The 16,447-nt window shown below is 64.4% G+C and carries 12 protein-coding genes and 2 pseudogenes; 10 read left to right on the top strand and 4 right to left on the bottom strand.

The annotated features are described in order from the left end of the window. The first annotated feature begins 3 nt into the window (after positions 1–3). Positions 4–1,362, top strand: coding sequence for an HlyD family type I secretion periplasmic adaptor subunit (locus ACN0X6_RS19115; RefSeq protein WP_417706371.1), 1,359 nt, complete (start codon positions 4–6; stop codon positions 1,360–1,362). A 128-nt stretch (positions 1,363–1,490) separates the two neighbouring features. Here the strand turns inward: ACN0X6_RS19115 and ACN0X6_RS19120 are convergent, their stop codons facing one another. The 4 genes and pseudogenes from ACN0X6_RS19120 to ACN0X6_RS19135 form a co-directional block, all read right to left on the bottom strand. After that, complete coding sequence (locus ACN0X6_RS19120) at positions 1,491–2,084, bottom strand: tRNA-uridine aminocarboxypropyltransferase (protein WP_417706373.1); 594 nt, start codon at positions 2,082–2,084, stop codon at positions 1,491–1,493. An 85-nt stretch (positions 2,085–2,169) separates the two neighbouring features. Next, positions 2,170–3,144, bottom strand: a pseudogene (locus ACN0X6_RS19125) (methyl-accepting chemotaxis protein); the annotation flags it as partial. 309 nt (positions 3,145–3,453) lie between these two features. Further along, a pseudogene (locus ACN0X6_RS19130) lies at positions 3,454–3,735 on the bottom strand (PAS domain-containing protein); the annotation flags it as partial. A gap of 117 nt (positions 3,736–3,852) precedes the next feature. Further along, entirely contained in the window at positions 3,853–4,746 is an 894-nt protein-coding gene (locus ACN0X6_RS19135) for a LysR family transcriptional regulator (protein ID WP_417706375.1), read from the bottom strand. Positions 4,747–5,165: 419 nt separating this feature from the next. Between ACN0X6_RS19135 and ACN0X6_RS19140 the strand changes: the two genes are divergently transcribed. From ACN0X6_RS19140 to ACN0X6_RS19180, 9 genes are all read left to right on the top strand, one after another. Further along, a complete protein-coding gene (locus ACN0X6_RS19140; RefSeq protein ID WP_417706377.1) occupies positions 5,166–6,008 on the top strand; it encodes a sugar phosphate isomerase/epimerase family protein in 843 nt (280 codons plus the stop codon). A 9-nt stretch (positions 6,009–6,017) separates the two neighbouring features. Continuing rightward, positions 6,018–7,058, top strand: a complete 1,041-nt coding sequence (locus ACN0X6_RS19145; RefSeq protein WP_417706379.1) for an isopenicillin N synthase family dioxygenase — start codon at positions 6,018–6,020, stop codon at positions 7,056–7,058. 218 nt (positions 7,059–7,276) lie between these two features. Further along, the gene (locus ACN0X6_RS19150; RefSeq protein WP_417706381.1) at positions 7,277–8,083 is read left to right on the top strand and encodes an ABC transporter substrate-binding protein; all 807 of its coding nucleotides are present in this window, start codon (positions 7,277–7,279) and stop codon (positions 8,081–8,083) included. A 64-nt stretch (positions 8,084–8,147) separates the two neighbouring features. Next, positions 8,148–9,662 carry an amino acid ABC transporter permease/ATP-binding protein gene (locus ACN0X6_RS19155; protein WP_417706383.1) on the top strand — a complete coding sequence of 505 codons (1,515 nt, stop codon included), beginning with the start codon at positions 8,148–8,150 and terminating at the stop codon, positions 9,660–9,662. After that, entirely contained in the window at positions 9,659–10,381 is a 723-nt protein-coding gene (locus ACN0X6_RS19160) for a class II aldolase/adducin family protein (protein ID WP_417706385.1), read from the top strand. The genes ACN0X6_RS19155 and ACN0X6_RS19160 overlap by 4 nt, the downstream gene beginning before the upstream one ends. 170 nt (positions 10,382–10,551) lie before the next feature. Continuing rightward, positions 10,552–11,511 carry an agmatinase gene (gene speB / locus ACN0X6_RS19165; RefSeq protein WP_417706387.1) on the top strand — a complete coding sequence of 320 codons (960 nt, stop codon included), beginning with the start codon at positions 10,552–10,554 and terminating at the stop codon, positions 11,509–11,511. Between the two features lie 78 nt (positions 11,512–11,589). Further along, positions 11,590–12,984, top strand: a complete 1,395-nt coding sequence (locus ACN0X6_RS19170; RefSeq protein WP_417706389.1) for a YjiH family protein — start codon at positions 11,590–11,592, stop codon at positions 12,982–12,984. A 73-nt stretch (positions 12,985–13,057) separates the two neighbouring features. Further along, the gene (locus tag ACN0X6_RS19175) at positions 13,058–14,659 is read left to right on the top strand and encodes a 5-guanidino-2-oxopentanoate decarboxylase (RefSeq protein WP_417706390.1); all 1,602 of its coding nucleotides are present in this window, start codon (positions 13,058–13,060) and stop codon (positions 14,657–14,659) included. A gap of 256 nt (positions 14,660–14,915) precedes the next feature. Continuing rightward, positions 14,916–16,256, top strand: coding sequence for a purine-cytosine permease family protein (locus ACN0X6_RS19180; RefSeq protein ID WP_417706392.1), 1,341 nt, complete (start codon positions 14,916–14,918; stop codon positions 16,254–16,256). Positions 16,257–16,447 lie beyond the last annotated feature (191 nt).

Genomic DNA, 16,447 nt, shown 5'->3' on the forward strand with positions numbered 1-16,447 from the left:
GCGATGCAAGCGACCCAGAGCCTCGGCAACTACTTCAGCAGCCTGCGCGAGAAACGTCAGGACACCGAGTTCATGCCGGAAGTCGAAGGTGCCATCCTGGAGGACTCGCCCTGGCTCAGCCGCGCCACGATCTGGGTGGTCAGCGCCTGCCTGCTGGCAGCGCTGGTCTGGGCGAATTTCGCCGTGCTGGAAGAGGTCACCACCGGCGAAGGCAAAGCCATCCCGTCGAGCAAGGTGCAGGTGATCCAGAACCTGGAGGGCGGCATCGTCAGTGAGATCTTCGTGCGTGAAGGCCAGGTGGTGGACAAGGGCGATACCCTGCTGCGGCTGGATGACACGCGTTTTCTCTCCAATCGCGGGGAAACCGAAGCGGATCGGCTGGCGCTCATCGCCCGTCTCGAACGGCTGAGCGCAGAGGCCGAAGGGCGCGAACCGCAGCTGCCCGAGGAAATCACCCGCGACGCGCCACAGCTGGCCGAAGACCAATTGGCCCTGTACCGCTCGCGCCAGCAACGTCTGCGCAGCGAACAACGCACCTTGGGCGAGCAACTGCGGCAGAAGGAGCAGGAACTTGCCGAATTTCGCTCCAAGGCCCAGCAATATCGCTCCAGCCTCGGCCTTTTGCAGCAGGAGCTGAACATGTCGCAGCCGCTGGTGGCCTCGGGCGCCATCTCCGAGGTCGAAGTATTGCGCCTGCGCCGCAGCGTGGTGGAAGTGCGCGGCTCACTGGAGGCTACCAACCTGGCCATCCCGCGCGCCGAAGCGGCGATGAGCGAGATCAGGAGCAAGATGGAGGAGTCCGAGCTGGCATTTCGCGCCGAGGCCTTCAAGGAGCTCAACGAATTACGCACCGAACTGAAGAAGATCACCGCCACCAGCGTTGCCATCCAGGACAAGGTGACCCGTACCACCGTCACCTCGCCAGTGCGTGGGGTGATCAAGCAGCTCAAGGTCAACACCATCGGCGGCGTGGTGCAGCCGGGCAGCGACATGCTGGAGATCGTGCCGCTGGACGACAGCCTGCTGATCGAGGCCAAGGTCCGCCCGCAGGACGTGGCCTTCCTGCATCCGGGCCAGAAAGCCATGGTCAAGTTCACTGCCTACGACTACACCATCTACGGCGGACTCAAGGCCAACCTCGAACTGATCAGCGCCGACACCATCACCGACGAGGAAGGCAACAGCTTCTACCTGATCCAGGTGCGCACCGACAAAAGCCACCTCGGTAGCGAGGAACAGCCACTGCTGATCATCCCCGGCATGGTCGCCACGGTGGACATCATCACCGGCGAGAAGAGCGTACTGGCCTACCTGCTCAAGCCCGTGCTCAAGGCCCGTTCGGAAGCCATGCGCGAGCGTTGAATACGTGCCATGCCCGTTGCGTGGCCCGGATGAAGTCCGGGACGGGTTGTCGAGACGCAGAACCGCCCCGGATTGCATCCGGGCTACAAGGCCGAAGCGATACCCTAGGGTGCGCCGTGCGCACCGCCCTAGCGCTGGTGATTGCGGATGAACACCTCTTCCCCCATCGCCGCAATCTGGCCTTCGATCAACGCATCGAAGGGCCGCAGCAATGCATCGAACCCCTGCGGCGCCTCCAGCACATCCAGCGCGGCAACGATCGCTTCGATGGTCGACAGCGCCCCTTCTGCGGGCGCCTTGCGCAGGCGATAGCGCGACGGCGCAGCAGCACTCAGGCTGACTCGCGGCAATGCCGCCAGCGACGGATTGAGGTGCAACAGCTTGCGCGCCTTGCGCCAGGTGCCGTCGGGCACCACCAACAGCAGCGCTTTGTCGCTGGGCGCGTAGCCTGTCAGGGCGACAGCCTCTTCACCTGGAAACAGCAGGCAGGCTCGATAATCAGGCTGCGCGAGCAGTTGCGGCAGATCAGCGAATACCTCACCGACGCGCAACTCGGCATTGCGCAGCCCAAGCGCAGCCAGACGAGCGGTATTGAGGGCATGGCCGACTTCGCTCGGGTGCTGCAGGATGAGCACACGAGTACGACTCTCGAGGTCGGGAATCAGCGGACAGAGGCAATGGCCAAGCGGGCGCTGGCAGCGTGAGCAGGTCGGACGAGGCATGCCGCGCAGTGTGCCAGAACGCCTCGAACTCGCGTAGCCCGGATGCCATCCGGGATCATTCCACGGATTGCATCCGGCTCCAGGGTCAACGGTTGAAGCGCTCCGCCAGGCTGTGCAGGTAATCGGCCATTTCCTCCAGCTCGCGGCTGATGGCCGCGCCCTGATGCGCCTGCCCGGCGCTGTGGTCGGATAGCTGGGCGATGCGAGTGATCTGCCGGCTGATGTCCTCGGCCACGTGGCTCTGCTCTTCGGAAGCCGCCGCCATCTGCTGGCTCATGCTGGTGATGCGCGTCACTGCCGAGCTGATGCCCTCCAGTGCATCGCGTACCGACTCCACGCTCTGCACGCTGCCACGGGAAATGTCCTCGCCCTTGCCCGCCGTGACCACCGCACGCTCGGCCCCTGCACGCAAGTCGGCGATGATCTGGTGAATCTGCTCGGTGGACTGGCGCGTACGCGAAGCCAGCGAGCGCACTTCATCGGCCACTACCGCGAAACCGCGGCCCTGCTCCCCTGCCCGCGCGGCCTCGATGGCGGCGTTGAGTGCCAGCAGGTTGGTCTGCTCGGCAATCGAGGTGATCACGTCGGCCACACTGCCGATGGACTGCGTGGAGTTGGCCAGCTCGTTGACCGCCTGGCCAATATCGTTGACCGCCTTGGCCATCTGGCGCATGGAATCGAGGCTACCTACAGCCAGATCGCGCCCCTCACGTGCCAGGCGATCAGCCTCTTCGGCAGCATGCGAGGTGTTTTGCACGTTGTGCGCCACTTCCTGAATGGTCGCCGCCATCTGGTTGATGGCCGTGGCCGATTGATCGGTCTCGGCACGCTGTTGATCGAGCATCTGTGCGCTGGATTGCGACAACTCGGCGGACTGCGTGGCGCGCTTCTTGACGTTCTCACCAGCATCTTCCAGCCGCGTCAACGCCGTCTGCAGTCGCGCCTCCTCACTGATCATCGCCATATCCAGCAACGCCTGGGCGCCACGATTGTCGCTGTAGGTCAGCGCCACCAGGCCGCTGGTAAAGGCCTTCGGATGCTCGGCCAGCGTGCGGCGGATCAACTGCCGGGTCCGGTAAAGCTGGTAGGAACCCAGCGCGAACAGCGTCAGCAGGATAAAAGCCATCAGCGGCCAGCCAGAAACCACCCAGTGCGCCGCGACGATCAGCAGCGACGCGGCGATCAGCGGCCAGGAACGCACCACATCGTAGGTCCAGTATTCCAGCTTCGGCACCGGTGATTTGCCAGCCCGCAGCCGGGCATAGAGCGCTTCGGCACGACGCTTCTGGGCCTCGGTTGGCAGTGAGCGTACCGACTCGTAGCCCGAAACCCGGCCGTTCTCGTAGACGGGCGTGACGTAAGCACTGACCCAGTAGAAATCGCCATTCTTCGAACGATTCTTGACGATGCCCATCCAGGGTTTGCCCTGCTTGATGGTGTCCCACATATGGCCGAACACCGCCGGCGGCATGTCCGGATGGCGCACCAGGTTGTGCGGCTGGCCGACCAGTTCCTCGCGGGTGAAGCCGCTGATCTCGACGAAGGCGTCGTTGCAGTAGGTGATCTTGCTGTTGAGGTCGGTGGTGGAAATCAGGCGTTCATCAGCGGGGAAGGTTCTTTCCCGCTGGGTCACGGGCAGGTTCTGGCGCATCGAGGCTTCCCTGTTCGAATTGAGGTTGGTACAGACGTATGGATAAGTACTAGCACAGCCTAATAACCGCGCCAGTTGTAGGCTCTAGGCCTTTGGGAGGAGAAAGACGACCCTGTTTCAGATTTGATTCAGTTGCGTCTTGAGCAAGTCGCGAAAGGTCTGAATCAGCGGCTCGCGAGTGCGCCCCCGGCGCAGGATCAGCGAGAACGGTGCCTGGTAGCCAAATACCGCTGGCAGCAATACCCGCAGCTTGCCGTGATCCGCCCAGGGCTGGGCGTAGTGCTCCGGCAAATAGCCGATGTAGGCGCCGGAGAGCACCAGTATCAGCTGCGCCTCCATCGACTCCACGGTAGCCGCGCTGTGCTTGAAACCATGACGGGCCAGTTCGGCCTGGCTCCAGTAGCCACGACCGACCATGCGCTGCTGGGTGATCAGCTCCTCGGGGATCCGCCTCTGCTCGAACAACGCATGCCGCTCGCTGCAATACAGCCAGTGCTGCTCGCGGTACAGCGGCTGGTAGACCAGCCCGTTCATGCGCGTGGAAAAGGCGCCGATGGCCAGATCCAGGCGGTTGTCCAGCACCGCCAGCTGCAGCTCATAAGGGCTCATCACCGACAGGTGCAGGTGCACGCCCGGGTGCTCCTGGCTGTAGGCGCCGATCACCTCGGCCAGCGGCAGGGCCGGATCGCTGACTGTGGAGTCCAGCACGCCGAGGTTGAGCGTGCCGCGCAACTCGCCCTTGAGCGCCGCCGAGTAACGCTCGAAACCCTCCAGCTCGCCGAGCAGGCGCAAGGTTTCCTGGTGAAACAACTCGCCCTTGCTGGTCAGGCTGAAGCCGCCACGGCCGCGATGGCAGAGCACGATGCCGAGCTGACTCTCCAATTGGCTCATGTAGGTACTGATGGCCGACGTGGAAAGATTGAGCTCCTGCTGCGCAGCGGCGAAGCCCTGATGACGCACCACGGCGACGAAGATCTTCAGCAGTTTCAGATCGGGTAAAGCGAGGGACATGGCGGCGCACGGCAGATTAACGGAGCGCCAGTGTAGCGCCCTGCCCTGGCCTGGCACATCCAGCAAATGTAGCCCGGATGAAATCCGGGACAACAGCCAGCCTATTTCCCCGGATTGCATCCGGGCTACAAGACTACACCGCCCTGCTCTAGGCACAGACCGGCGAAACAACAGGTGCGCGCGGCGCACCCTACGGGCCGATCGCGTCGTCGCCCGGATGAAATCCGGGGCCGCGCACGGCGTCTCGATAGTTCAGTAATCACTGAACTAAGTATTTGTTCGATGCGATTTAACCCGTTCCTGGGCTGAGCCAACAATGCAGCCATAACCAGGCGCCGGCTCGAACCGCACGCCACCGGGCGCCACACCACGCCCCTTGCCAATCTGCCGCTGACCTTCGCCCTCTCCAGGAGACGGCCATGCGACTGGAAATCTTCCGCACCCTCTGGGGTTATCGCGGCAGTTGGCAGCAAGCGCTCGACGAAGCGCTCGGTGCCGGCTTCGACGGTATCGAAGCGCGCATCCCCGAGACCGCCGCGCAGCGCGCCATCAATGCCCGTCTGCTGCGCGAGCAGAACGTCCCCTATATCGCCACCCTGTTCACCTCCACGCCGGTTCTGCCGCGCCAGAGCGATAGCCCGCAGGTGCACCTCGAAGACCTGCGCATGAAGCTCGACTGGGCCGCTGAGCTGAGCCCACGCTTGGTCAACGTACTGCCCGGCAATGATCGCTGGGCGCTGAGCGAACAGGTCGATTTCTTCGGTCGCGCCGCCGAATTGGCCTTGGCCTGCGGCCTTCACCTCTGTTTCGAAATTCATCGCGGCCGTTCCCTGTACAGCCCCTGGGTCACGCTGGACGTGATCCGTCAGGTCCCCGAACTGCGCTTCACCAGCGACATCAGCCATTGGCTGGTGACTTGCGAACGCCTGCTCGACGACCCCGCCGACGACCTGTCCGCCTTCATCGAGCGGGTCGACCACATCCAGGCCCGCGTCGGCTACGACCAGGGCCCGCAGGTGCCGCACCCCGGCGCACCGGAGTACGCCGACGTGCTGGCCTTCCACCAGCGCCACTGGGAGAGCATCTGGAGCAGCCAGGAAAAGCGCGGCCTGCAGAGCACCACCCTGACCCCCGAATTCGGCCCCGACGGCTACCTGCACCACCTGCCCTTCACCGACGTGCCGGTGGCCGACCTGTGGCAGCTCAACCAGTGGATGGCGCGCTGCGAGCGCCAGCACTTCCACCGTTTCACCAGTCGCTGAGGAACCGTGATGAACAGCAATGCCAAGCATTTCACCGAAATCCCCGTGGTCGACATCGCCGGCCTGTTCAGCCACGACCCGGCCGCACGCCTGGCCGTGGCCGAAGAACTGGGCCGCGCCGCCCGTGAGGTGGGCTTTCTCTATATCAGTGGCCATGGCATCGAGCAGATGCTGATCGACGGCCTGCACCGCGCCGCCGAGGACTACTTTGCGCAATCGCTGGACGCCAAGATGCGCCATTACATCGGCACTTCGGCCAGCCACAAGGGCTTCGTACCCGAGGGTGAGGAGCGCTACAGCGCCGGCAAGCCGGATCACAAGGAAGCCTTCGACATCGGCTTCGAGGTGCCCGCCGACAACCCGCTGGTACTGGCCGGCACGCCGCTGCTGGGGCCCAACGACTGGCCCAGCCTGCCCGCGTTCAAGGAATCGGTGCAGGCCTACTACGCGCGCATCTTCCAGCTCGGCCGCACGCTGTTCCGTGGCTTCGCCCTGGCCCTCGGCCTGCCGGAAAACACCTTCGACGAGATGGCCAGGTTCCCGCCGTCGAAGCTGCGCCTGATCCACTACCCCTTCGACGGCGATGCCCATGATGCACCCGGCATCGGTGCCCATACCGACTACGAGTGCTTCACCATCCTGCTCGCCGACCGCCCGGGGCTGGAGGTAATGAACGACCTCGGCCAGTGGATCGACGCACCGCCGCGCGACGGTACCTTCGTCGTCAATATCGGCGACATGCTCGAGGTGATGAGCGCCGGCACCTTCGTCGCCACCTCGCACCGCGTGCGCAAGGTAAGCCAGGAGCGCTACTCCTTCCCGTTCTTCTATGCCTGCGACTACCACACGCAGATCCGCCCGCTGCCGCAGTTCGAGGCCGCCGGCCAGTGCTACGAAACCATCAGCATCGGCGAGCACATGTGGAGCCAGGCGCTGCAGACCTACCAATACCTGAAGAAGCGCGTCGAGGACGGTCAGTTGCAGCTGCCCGAACGCGCCCGCGCACCGTCCAGCTTCGGCCACCTGAAGCACCAGCCGAGCGCGCTGTGACTTTCCCCTCTGCCAACACAGGGGCTCCTCTAAAAACGTAGGCGAGGCAGTCAGTGCAAGGCGAAAACAGGCGAAAAACGACCGGGGTCGCGCTCGACTTTACGAGCTGTAAATGAGCATTTTGACTGGGCTCGCACGCGAGGCTGTTTTCAACGCAGCACTGACAACGCAGATAGTTTTTAGAGGTACCCGAAAAAACCTGATCCGGAGATAAGCAAATGACAACCCGTACCCCACTGCGCACCACCGCCCTGGCTATGGCCTGCACCCTCGCCGGCCTGTTCACCAGCGCCCACGCCGCCGAAACACCCAAGACCATCGCCAGCGGCGAACTGAAGGTGGGCATGGAAATTACCTACCCACCGTTCGAATACTACGAAGGCGACCAGGTGAAAGGCTTCGACCCGGAAGTTTCGGCGGCTCTGGCCAAGCGGCTAGGGCTGAGCGCCAGCTTCAGCGACATCACCTTTCCCAACCTGATCCTCGGCCTCGACGCTGGCCGCTTCGACACCATCATCTCCGGCATGTACATCCTCCCCGAACGCCTGGAGAAAGCCGACGCCATTCCCTACGCCAAGACCGGCGCAGCGATCATGGTGCGCAGCGACGCCACGAACAAACCCGCCACCCCCGAAGAGCTGTGCGGCCTGACCGTCGGCCTGCAACAGGGCACCTCGTGGATTCCGGCACTGCAGAAGGTTTCCGACGGCTACTGCAAGGAACAGGGCGCCGGCGCCATCACCATCAACCAGTACCCGACCACCTCGGAAACCTCCCAGGCGCTGCTCTCCGGCCATATCCAGGCGCACCTGGAAATCGACGCCGCCTCGCTGCTGATCGTCGAAAAATCCCGGGGCCGCATCGCCATCAGCTCCAAGAATTCGATCTACCCGCAGGTGTTGGGCATCTATGTGAAGAAGGGCAATGCCCAACTGCTCGACGCCCTGAAAGCCGCGCTGGACGACTTCAAGGCCAGCGGCGAATACGCCGAACTGCTGAAGAAATACAACCTGGAAGAAGCCTAAAAAACAGCTACAGGCCGCAGGCTGGAGCTGTCCACCTGCGGCCTGAAGCCCTCGGAGATAACGCATGCCGTTCGAATGGAGCTATTTCTTCTCCCTGTTTTCCATGCCGGCCTTCTGGGCCGCATGCTGGACGGTGGTGAAACTCAGCAGCCTGGCCTGGCTGCTCGGCCTGGTGCTCGGTTTCGGCCTGGCCAGTGCCAAGCAGGCCACCAGCCGTTGGCTCAGCGCACCGGCCGCGATCTACGTCTGGTTCTTCCGCAGCGTGCCGCTGTTGGTGCTGCTGATCTTCGTCTACAACCTGCCGCAGCTCATCCCGGCCAGCGGCAAGGTGCTGTCCAACCCGTTCTACGCCGGCCTGTTCGCCCTGGTGCTGACCGAGGCGGCGTACATGGCGGAAATCCACCGTGGCGGTCTGCTTTCGGTGGCCAAAGGGCAGCGCGAGGCCGCCCGGGCCCTGGGTATTGGCCGGCTCGGCACGCAGCGGCTGATCGTCATGCCACAGGCCTTTCGCATCGCCCTGCCGACGCTGACCAACGAGTACGTGACCATCGTCAAGCTGACCTCGCTCGTCTCGGTGATCTCCCTCAGCGAGTTGCTGCTGGTCGGCCAGCGCCTTTACGCGCAGAACTTCCTGGTACTGGAAACCCTCGGCGCCGTCGCCGTGTACTACGTGCTGATCGTCAGCCTGTTCGGCTGGGGCCTGCAGTACCTGGAGCGCCATCTCGACCTTGGCCGGCGTAAGCCCGGCACCCTTGCCGACGCCCAGCTGGCCAAACTGCGCAGTGGCCTGCCGCAGGTGGCGGCCGGCAACGCCCGGGTTCGCGAGCCTGGCACGCCGGCGGCGCTGTACCTGAGCAACATCCACAAGCACTACGGCGATCACCATGTGCTCAGGGGCATCGACCTCAGCGTGCAGCCTGGCGAGGTGATTTCCATCATCGGCCCGTCCGGCTCCGGCAAGACCTCGCTGATTCGTACCGTCAACGGTCTGGAAAGTATCGACGAAGGCGAGATCGTGCTGTTCGGCGAGAGTTTCATCCAGGCCGGCGACCGCCCCGAGAACCGCCGCCAGCGCGACGGCGTGCGGCGCATCGGCATGGTGTTCCAGAGTTTCAACCTGTTCCCGCACCGCACCATTCTTGACAACGTGCTGCTCGCGCCGCGCTATCACGGTCTGGGTGATACCGCCGAACTGCGCCGGCAAGCCCTGGCGCTGCTCAACAAGGTCGGGCTGCTGGCCCACGCGGACAAGTATCCGCACCAGCTCTCCGGCGGCCAGCAACAGCGCGTGGCCATCGCCCGCGCGCTGGCGATGCAGCCGGACATCATGCTGTTCGACGAGCCCACTTCGGCGCTTGACCCGGAGCTGGTGGGCGACGTGCTCGCGGTGATCCGCGACCTGGCCCGCGAAGGCATGACCATGCTGATCGTCACCCACGAGATGGACTTCGCCCTGTCGATCTCCGACCGCGTGCTGTTCATGGAAGACGGCCATGTCCAGCTCGACGCCTCGCCCGACGCCATCCGCACCGGCGACCACCAACGCGTACGCCGCTTCATCGGCCTGGAGAACGCATGAACGATATCGCCACCCTGCGCCGCGACCTGGCTGCGGCCTACCGCCTGGCTGCCCTGTTCGGCTGGGACGACACCCTCTATACGCACTTTTCCGTGCGCCTGCCGGGCGACGGCGAGCCGCGCTTCCTGATCAACCCCTTCGGCCTGTTCTTCGAGGAAGTGCGCGCCAGCGACCTGATCGTGGTGGACATGCACGGCAAGGTGGTCGAAGGCAACGCCGCCTACAACGTCGCCGGTTTCACCATCCACAGCGCCGTGCACATGGCCCGCGACGACGCCCACTGCGTGATCCACACCCATACCCTGGCCGGCATGGCGGTGGCGGCGCAGGACGCCGGCCTGCTGCAGCTCAACCAGATCAGCACCGAGTTTCACCAGCGCCTGGGCTACCACGCCTATGAAGGCGTGGCGCTCGACCTGGACGAACGTGCGCGTATCCAGGCCTCGCTGGGCGACAACATCGCCCTGCTGCTGCGCCATCACGGCCTGCTCAGCGTCGGCGCCAGCGTGGCCGACGCCTTCTACGTCATGTATTACCTGAACCGCGCTTGCGAGATCCAGCTCGCCGCCACCGGCGGTGGCCAGGCCTGCAGCGAGATTCCGGCGCACCTGTCGCAGCATGCCTGCGAGCAGCTGCAGGGCGCGCAATGGCAGCGCCAACTGCTGTGGCAGGCCTGGCTGCGCAAGCTAGATCGTCTCGACCCCAGCTACCAGCAGTAGGGTGCGCTGTGCGCATCTGGATCATCTGCGCCGCCAGTCAACGCAGCTGGCACGGGGCTTACAGCTTTACTTCAAACAATTCTGAAGTAAGTTTTTGCCCCAGCCGATTTTTCCCAGCGCCTGGCCGGTCAAGACTCTGGCCACAACCAGAACGAGCCTGAGGCCCACCCATGGACAAGACCTTCCACCAGCCCCTGGGCGGCAATGAAATGCCCCGCTTCGGCGGCATCGCCACCATGATGCGCCTGCCGCATATCCAGAGCCCCGAGGAAAAACGCCAGCTCGACGCCGCCTTCGTCGGCGTGCCGCTGGACATCGGCACCTCGCTGCGCTCCGGCACCCGCTTCGGCCCGCGCGAGATCCGCGCCCAGTCGGTGATGATCCGCCCGTACAACATGGCCACCGGTGCCGCCCCCTTCGACTCGCTGAACGTGGCCGATATCGGCGACGTGGCGATCAACACCTTCAACCTGCTCGACGCCGTGCGCATCATCGAAGAGGCCTACGACGAGATCGCCTCCTTCGGCATCAAGCCGCTGACCCTGGGTGGCGACCACACCATCACCCTGCCGATCCTGCGTGCCCTGCACAAGAAGTACGGCAAGATCGGCCTGGTCCATATCGACGCCCACGCCGACGTCAACGACCATATGTTCGGTGAGAAGATCGCCCACGGCACCACCTTCCGTCGCGCCCAGGAAGAAGGCCTGCTCGACAGCCAGCGTGTGGTGCAGATCGGCCTGCGCGCCCAGGGCTACACCGCCGAGGACTTCAACTGGAGCCGCAAGCAGGGCTTCCGCGTGGTGCAGGCCGAAGAATGCTGGCACAAGTCGCTGGAGCCGCTGATGGCCGAAGTGCGCGAGCAGGTCGGTGGCGGCCCGGTGTACCTGTCGTTCGACATCGACGGCATCGACCCGGCCTGGGCACCCGGCACCGGCACCCCGGAAATCGGCGGTCTGACCACCATCCAGGCCATCGAGATCATCCGTGGTTGCCAGGGCCTGGACCTGATAGGTGGTGACCTGGTCGAGGTCTCGCCGCCCTACGACACCACCGGCAACACCTCGTTGCTCGGCGCCAACCTGCTGTACGAAATGCTCTGCGTGCTTCCGGGGGTTCAGCGTCGCTGACCGCCGGCTTTTACTGCTCCGCCCGGGCGCCCCGCGAGGCGCCCGGTATATCCCTACAACAACAATCAGGGTGCCCAGATGAATCGCGAAGAAGCCATGCCGCTGCTGGATGACCAGCCGCCGGCCGATACCTCCTGCAGCCTGCGCCAGTTACTGATCTTCCTGATCCCCTCGTTGCTCGGCGTGCTGCTGTTTCTCACTCCCATCGTTTACGAAGAAAAGGTCACCATCGGCCTCGGCGTCATGGCCGATGCACTCAAGGCTGCCGTCAGCGATCAGTTGCCCGCCATCGCCACCGGACTGCTGATCGTCTCGGCAGTGCTGGGCCTGTTCGGCAGTCTGCTCAAGCCACGCTGGCTCACCGAGCGTCGCGCGCTGAACGAGCTGTTCGTGCTGCCGCCGCTGTGGCTCGCCCTGCGCGTGCTCGGCGGGCTGTTCGCGGCCATGACGTTCTGGCAGTTCGGCCCGCAATGGGTGTGGAACGCCAATACCGGCGGGGTGGTATTGAAAGACCTGGCGCCGGTATTGATCACCTTCTTCCTGGTCGCCGGTCTGATCCTGCCGCTGCTGACCGACTACGGCCTGATGGAGTTCATCGGCACCATCGTGCGCAATGTGTTTCGCAAGATCTTCGGCCTGCCCGGACGCTCGGCCATCGACGCCATCGCCAGTTGGCTCGGCTCCGGCACCGTCGGCGTGCTGATCACCGCCCAGCAGTACCACAAGGGTTTCTACAGCGCGCGGGAAGCGGCGGTGATCGCCACCAACTTTTCCATCGCCTCGATTGCCTTCAGCCTGCTGATCACCAGCTTCATGAAGCTCGACCATCTGTTCGTGCCCTTCTACCTGACCGTGGTGGTCGCCGGTCTGGCCGCCGCCATCATCACCCCGCGCATTCCACCCCTGTCCTGGAAGAAGGACGAGTACGTCGCCGGGGTCGGCAAGCAGATCAAGGAAGATGTGCCGGCCGGTACCTCGCTGCTGCGCTGGGGCCTGACCCAGGCGGTGCAGCGCGCCAACGCCAATCCCTCGCCGGCACAAATGGTGAAGATCGGCGTGCACAACGTGGTCGATATCTGGCTGGGCCTGCTGCCGCTGGTAATGGCCATTGGCACGGTTTCCTTGGCCATCGCCGAATTCACCCCGATCTTCAACTGGCTGTCCGCGCCCATCGTGCCGCTGCTCGAACTGCTGCAACTGCCGGAAGCCGCCAAGGCAGCGCCAGCGATGCTGGTGGGCTTCGCCGACATGTTCCTGCCGGCAGTGCTGGGCAAAGGCATCGAGAGCGAGCTGACGCGTTTCGTGGTGGCCTGCGTGTCGCTGACTCAGCTGATCTACATGTCCGAGGTCGGCGTGCTGATCATCAAGGCCAAGCTGCCGCTGAATCTGCTGGAGCTGTTCGTCATCTTCATCATCCGCACCCTGATCACCCTGCCGATCATCGCGCTGATGGCGCACTGGATCGTTGGCTAATCCATTCCCTCCCCTCTCCCCCCGGGAGAGGGGGCGGGGATGAAGGTCTCCCGTCCCACACAGGATCCATGACATGACCACCTGCGGCGAATTTCTCGTCAAACAACTGGAAGCCTGGGGCGTCGACACCGTGTTCGGCATCCCCGGCGTGCACACCGTCGAGCTCTATCGTGGCCTGCCATCGAGCAGCATCCGCCACGTCACCCCGCGTCACGAACAGGGCGCCGGTTTCATGGCCGACGGTTATGCCCGCGTCTCGGGCAAGCCGGGTGTGTGCTTCATCATCACCGGCCCGGGGATGACCAACATCCTCACCGCCATGGGCCAGGCCTACGCCGACTCGATCCCGATGCTGGTGATTTCCAGCGTCAACGAACGCGCGCGCCTGGGGCTCGGCAAGGGCTATCTGCACGAGCTGCCCAACCAGCGGGCGATGACCGCCGGCGTCAGCGCCTTCAGCCATACGCTGATGAGCGTCGAGGAACTGCCTGGCGTGCTGGCCCGCGCCTTCGCCGTGTTCGAAGGCGAGCGGCCACGCCCGGTGCATATCGAGCTGCCGCTGGACATCATCACTGCCGACGCCACGCACATGACCCTGGCGCCACGGCCGACGGTGCGCCGCCCGGCGCCCAACCGCACGTTGATCCGAGAGGCCGCCGGCCTGCTCAGACAAGCCGAGCGCCCTCTTCTGCTGCTCGGTGGCGGTTGCGTATCCGCCGAGGCTGAAGCCCGCGCTTTGGCCGCTGCACTGGATATGCCGACCGCGCTGACCATCAACGCCAAGGGCCTGCTGCCGCCGGGTCATCCGCTGCTGCTGGGCAGCAACCAGTCGCTGCGCCCGGTACGCGATCTGGCGCTGGAGGCCGACGTGGTGCTGGCCATCGGCACCGAGCTGGGCGAGACCGACTACGACGTGGTATTCGATGGCGACTTCCGCCTGCCCGGCCGACTGATCCGCATCGACATCGATGCCCAGCAACTGCAGCGAAACTTCACCCCACACCTGGCTATCCAGGGCGATGCCCGCGTGGCCATGCGCATGCTGCTGGCCGAGTTCGACCCGCGCGAAGCCAACGCAGACAGCCCTGGCGCCCGGCGTACCGCAGCCGTGCAGGCGCGCCTGAACGAGGACTTCAGCGGCTGGGCGCATTACCGCCAGCTGTTCGACTGCATCCTCGATGCCCTGCCCGACGCCCGCTTCGTCGGCGACTCGACGCAGACGGTGTACAGCGGCAACCATCTGGTCGAACTGGACGGCGCGCGGCGCTGGTTCAACGCCTCCACCGGCTACGGCACCCTCGGCTACGGCCTGCCGGCGGCCATCGGTGCCAAGCTGGCCGAGCCGGCGCGGCCGGTGATCAGCCTGATGGGTGACGGCGGTATCCAGTTCACCATTGCCGAGCTGGCCAGCGCCGTGGAAGCGCGGGTCGGCATCATCGTGCTGTTGTGGAACAACGCCGGCTATGGCGAGATCAAGCGCTACATGCAGCGCCGCGACATCGAGCCGATCGGCGTCGATATCTACACCCCGGATCTCGTCGCCATCGCCCGTGGTTTCGGCTGCGCCGCCGAACGGGCGCGCGATCATGCGCATCTGACCGAGCTGCTGCGTAGCGCCCCCGAAGATCGCCCTTTGATTATCGAGGTGCAGGAGGCCGCGCCCTTTCATCCCTGACTGCATTGATCGCGGCTAAAGCCCCTCCTACAGAAAGCGGATGACCGTGTAGGAGGGCCTTCAGCTTCGTAGGGTGGATGACGCTTCACCCATCCACCAACTGCAATGGTGGATGAAAAAGGCGTCATCCACCCTACCCGACTGCACCAACCCGCCGCCCAACCTGCACTCGGGCGACGGGCATAACCACAAGATTCAGCTGTACCACTGACTGCCGCCCACCCATACCAATAATCAAGCATCGGGGAGTCGTTCCATGTTCAAGAATCTCAGCCAGCACTTCGGCCAGGACGGCCTGGCCCCAACCGACAAGGCGCATCGCAGCCTCGGTCTCGGTGGCACCATCGCCCTGTGGCTGGGCGCCAACGTGGTGGTCACCACCATCCTCACCGGCATGCTGCTGGTGCCGGATCTGAAATTCACCCAGGCCATGCTCATCGTCCTGATCGGTTCGGGCATCGGTATTCTGCCGCTGGTACTGGTCGGTCTGATGGGCCAACGTTCGGGCCTGACCACCATGGTGCTGGCACGCGGCAGCTACGGCGTGCACGGCGCCAAGCTGCCGTCGCTGGTCAATTTGCTGACCCTGCTGGCCTGGAGCTGGATCCAGGCGCTGCTGGCCGGCATGAGCCTGAACTACGCGGTGGAGCACCTGACCGGCTACTCCAATCTGCCGCTATTCACCATCCTCTGCGAAACCCTGGTGCTGCTGATCGCCCTGCGCGGTCACCTGAGTATCGAGCGAGTCGAACGCTGGGCCGCCATCGGCATGCTCCTGCTGGCGGGCGCGGTGTTCTACGTGATGGGGCAGAAATTCGAGTTCGGAAGCCTGCTGGCCATGCCCACCGAACCGCGCAACGAGATCACCCCCGGCATCGCCTTCGATATCGTCATCGCCACCGCGTTTTCCTGGATTCCTCTGGCCGCCGACTACAACCGCAACTGCCGCAGCCAGGGCGTGGCGGGGGTCGGCACCTGGGTCGGCTATGTCGCGGCAACGCTGCTGGCCATGGGCCTGGGCGCCACGGTGTCGGGCTTCTCGGTATTGACCGGTATGGAGCAGACCTATGATCCAGCGGTATTGCTGGCCGGTTTCGGCTTCGGTCTGCCGGCGGCCATCGTGGTGTTCCTCTCGGTGATGACCACCAATGTGATGTGTGTGTACAGCGCGTCGCTGTCGTACCTGAACATCAGCCCGAAAACCCCATTCTGGAAGCCGGCACTGTGCATCGGCGTGCTGTCGATCCTCGGCTCGCAGATCCCCGGCATCCTCGACAACTTCCAGAGCTTTTTGCTGGTGATCGGCAGCGTGTTCATCCCGGCCTTTGCGGTGCTGATCGCCGACTACTTCCTGATCCACAAGGGCGACTACGCGGTAGATGAGCTGCTCAGTGAAGATGGCGGCCGCTACCGTTACCTGAGCGGTTTCAACCCGGCCGCCTTCGTCGCCTACGGCCTGGGCGCGGTGCTGGCCTACTACTGGGGCTGGGTCTCGCCGCTGGCCTGGGGCGCTTCGCTGCCGGTGTTCCTGATCACCGCTGCCAGCTACGCGGTACTGCGGCGCTGGGTGCTGGTGCCACGGGCGCAGCTGGCGTAGCGTGATGACAAATCTGGCGGGTTGCACCCGCCCTACCTGAAACGACTGAGCCTGGCTCACTCTCGTAGGGTGCGCCGCGCGCACCAGCTTGTAGTCCGGGACAGCACGATGATCGGTGCGCACGGTGTTCAGCCGGGGGACATGGTAAACACCTGTCGGGGGACATGGGTAACAGGTTGATGATCATGTTG

It is taken from the genome of Pseudomonas sp., assembly GCF_048269965.1.
In the GTDB taxonomy this organism is placed as follows: Bacteria; Pseudomonadota; Gammaproteobacteria; order Pseudomonadales; family Pseudomonadaceae; genus Aquipseudomonas.